We start from the raw sequence: 2,813 nt of genomic DNA on the forward strand, positions 1-2,813 counted from the left end.
TTACCCGAAATCTGATTTATTCAACAAAGCCGCCGAACGTCTCAAGTACCTACACATTTCACCGGTCAATCTTATCTTTTTATTAAAACCGGCGTCAGGAATGAGCGGGACAGGGCGTGAAGCGGTATGCATTGACACTGAATTAAGCGGTAATGAATATCTCATGATGAGGCAGGCGTTTAAAAAAATGGGGATCAATCTGAAGAGGGACAAGTTGTCATTTACCAAAAGAGAAACACATGTTATCAATATGATTTTAAATGGTTATTCGATAGATGAAATTTCCCGTAGCCTGCTGATCTCCAAAAAAACGGTTCAGTCTTTTGTCGGTATTGTTTTGCATAAACTGAATACCACCAAAATAAGTGGAATATACCGCAAAAAAAATCTCATCATCGACAGTTTTGCCAGGAGGAGCCTGCATCGTTAGGATGCCCTATAAACTAATGATCTGCTTATGGAAAGTCACTATTTCATATATTAAGTTTCAACTAAATTTGTTATAAATTATTTTATGTTGTTATGTTGAACGGGGTTTGATTATTGGTATGCTTCAGAAAAAATAAACATACATCATGGGTGCTAACATGATGAAAATATATGAAACTATAGTCATCAAATGATTTAAGCATACAATAAATAATATAGGATTATATCCTCTATCTGTGAATGGTGGGCGGCAGAGGAAAAACGGGATATATATTTATGCATTTCATCTTTTTATTATAAAAAACTGTTATGTAAATTCTGTAGCGGGAGGGGGTATGTTTAGTGAAGACGCACACTATGAATTTCTAAAAAGATATTACAGAGCGGAGTTTTTTGAAGGAAGAAATGGTTCCATTTGGGGAATAAATTATTCTTACAATTTGGCAAGGGTGGGTATGAATATGCTTGAAAGATATGGCTATGGGATAATATTAAAGCATGAATCTATCACTGGTGAAACCATTTACTATGATCGTAGTCTGACGATACTATTTGGTGACAGAATTACACAGGCCCTGGGAGGTCAGTATTGCAACAGAGAAATGAGAGAATAATGATTTAATATATTTTTTAATCGCTCGTTAAACATTGGAACTTTTCTCAGAACGTGACTGCAATGTCTTCAACGCATCTAACATGTCGTCGCCGTTCAGTGAGCGCTGCGATTATTTCTCTGTTGGTTTTCTGCGCCGCCGCAAAGAGCCATCACCGGCAGGGATCGCCTGTGAACGGTTGTTATCGCGTTTATCCTGAACATCAATCTAAATTGAAATGTCCGCATGTAGGTTATGTTTCAGCCTTTGCCGAAGATGTCTTTACTCCGGGTCTGAAGTTGCTGCAGGGCTTCCAGCATGTCGTTATGGTCCAGACTTCGTTGTGATTTCTTGCCGGGTTGTTTCTTTCTGCGTGAGGTCTGGCCGTCCAGTGATGGCAGGGCCTGTGAGCGGGTGTTGTCCCGTTTGTCCTGAACCAGCTTTATCATTTCCAGGGCACGTCCCAGACGCTTGTTGTCGATGATGGCGCCCTGGTCCAGTTCTCCCAGTCGGTCGTAAGTGGTAAAGGGCAGGGAAGTGCCGCTGGCCCGGAGCTCAATGTCACCATCCGGGTATTGCCATACCTCGATGTACTTCCCCTGAAAACGCCGGTTTTCTTCATTATCTTCAAGCAGATAAAGCTTTTTATCATACTGTAATGTCAGGTTTTTCGAGACCTTACGCTGCTCGCGCCAGGTGAATGTCGCCTGCAGGTTTTCGCCATTATCCAGCTGGCGATGTACGTCAAAATCGTGACGTGGCGGCTTTGCAAACCGACGGTTGTAATCTTCCATGAACTCATCAGCAAAGGCGTTTGCAGCCTCAGGTGTGCTGATACCGCGGAGCCGCAGTTCCTTGACCAGGCGGTCCTGTAATGTCAGATGAGCCCGTTCAACACGCCCCTTGGCTGAACTGGTGTTGGCACAGATACCAGTGATATTCAGCTCGTTCATGGCACGACCAAACTGAGTCTGGCCATCTCCGCCGGTGGCCTGCTTGTTGTTGATCCTGAAGACGCTGGCTTTGTCGCTGTAGAATGCCAGAGGCTTACCGTAGCGCTCCAGATATCCCCGGGTGGCTTCAAAATAGGTGAACGTGGACTCCGAACTGACGAACAGAAGCTGCATCAACCGACTTGTTGCATCATCAACGTAAACGAGCAGCGTGCAGGCCGGACCACGGTCCTCGAACCAGCGATGTTCACTGCCATCAATCTGGATGAGTTCGCCGGTGCAGGCCCGACGTGGGCGTGGCTGATGCACACGAGGTGGCCGTAACTTACGAGGGATCCATAAACCATCCCGGGTCATAAGCTTACGTACAGTCTCTTTAGCAAGATAAAGGTCATGAATCTCAGCAAGCTTCTCGCAGGCCAATGTCGGGCCAAAGTCGGCGTAACGTTCGCGAATGATGCGCAGCGCACGCTCAGCGAGGCCAGGCATCAACTGTCGGTTACTAGGCTGACCACGTCGGCGGTTAACCCGCGATAGCGGTCCGTGTTCACGATAGCGCTCGAGTAGCCGGCGGCAGTGCCTGTCAGAGATCTCAAGTCGGGTTGCTGCAAGACGCGTGGTAAGACGCCGGTCGATAACGTCCTGCAGGATCCTGAGTCGGTTTACATCGTTCATCGAGAAAAACTCCGTTCCGTATGCCGTCATGAGTCTCATCCTTTGAAAGCAGCGATCGCGGTGGCGAGACTGTAGCGCGGACATGTCTATTTGGTCAGAGACGGACATCTCAATTTAGCTGTTACACTGTATGTCTAGCCAATGTTGAAATGTCGTGCTGAAA

The 2,813-nt window shown here is 46.4% G+C and carries 3 protein-coding genes; 2 read left to right on the forward strand and 1 reads right to left on the reverse strand.

The window, feature by feature from the left end:
• Both HMPREF3096_RS01845 and HMPREF3096_RS01850 read left to right on the forward strand, forming a co-directional pair.
• A partial coding sequence (locus HMPREF3096_RS01845) for a LuxR C-terminal-related transcriptional regulator (protein WP_070544261.1) occupies window positions 1-430 on the forward strand: 430 nt, incomplete at its 5' end.
• A 334-nt stretch (window positions 431-764) separates the two neighbouring features.
• A complete protein-coding gene (locus HMPREF3096_RS01850) occupies window positions 765-1,043 on the forward strand; it encodes a hypothetical protein (protein WP_004197671.1) in 279 nt (92 codons plus the stop codon).
• A 239-nt stretch (window positions 1,044-1,282) separates the two neighbouring features.
• Here HMPREF3096_RS01850 and HMPREF3096_RS01855 read toward each other — a convergent pair whose 3' ends face one another.
• Window positions 1,283-2,680, reverse strand: coding sequence for an ISNCY family transposase (locus HMPREF3096_RS01855; protein WP_009653207.1), 1,398 nt, complete (start codon window positions 2,678-2,680; stop codon window positions 1,283-1,285).
• Between the last annotated feature and the right edge of the window lie 133 nt (window positions 2,681-2,813).

This window comes from Klebsiella sp. HMSC25G12, from assembly GCF_001807705.1.
GTDB lineage: Bacteria > Pseudomonadota > Gammaproteobacteria > Enterobacterales > Enterobacteriaceae > Klebsiella > Klebsiella variicola.

Coding starts and splice junctions, on each gene's coding strand:
- HMPREF3096_RS01850 (WP_004197671.1), top strand. CDS start 765: ATGTTTAGTGAAGACGCACACTATGAATTTCTAAAAAGATATTACAGA.
- HMPREF3096_RS01855 (WP_009653207.1), bottom strand. CDS start 2,680: ATGACGGCATACGGAACGGAGTTTTTCTCGATGAACGATGTAAACCGA.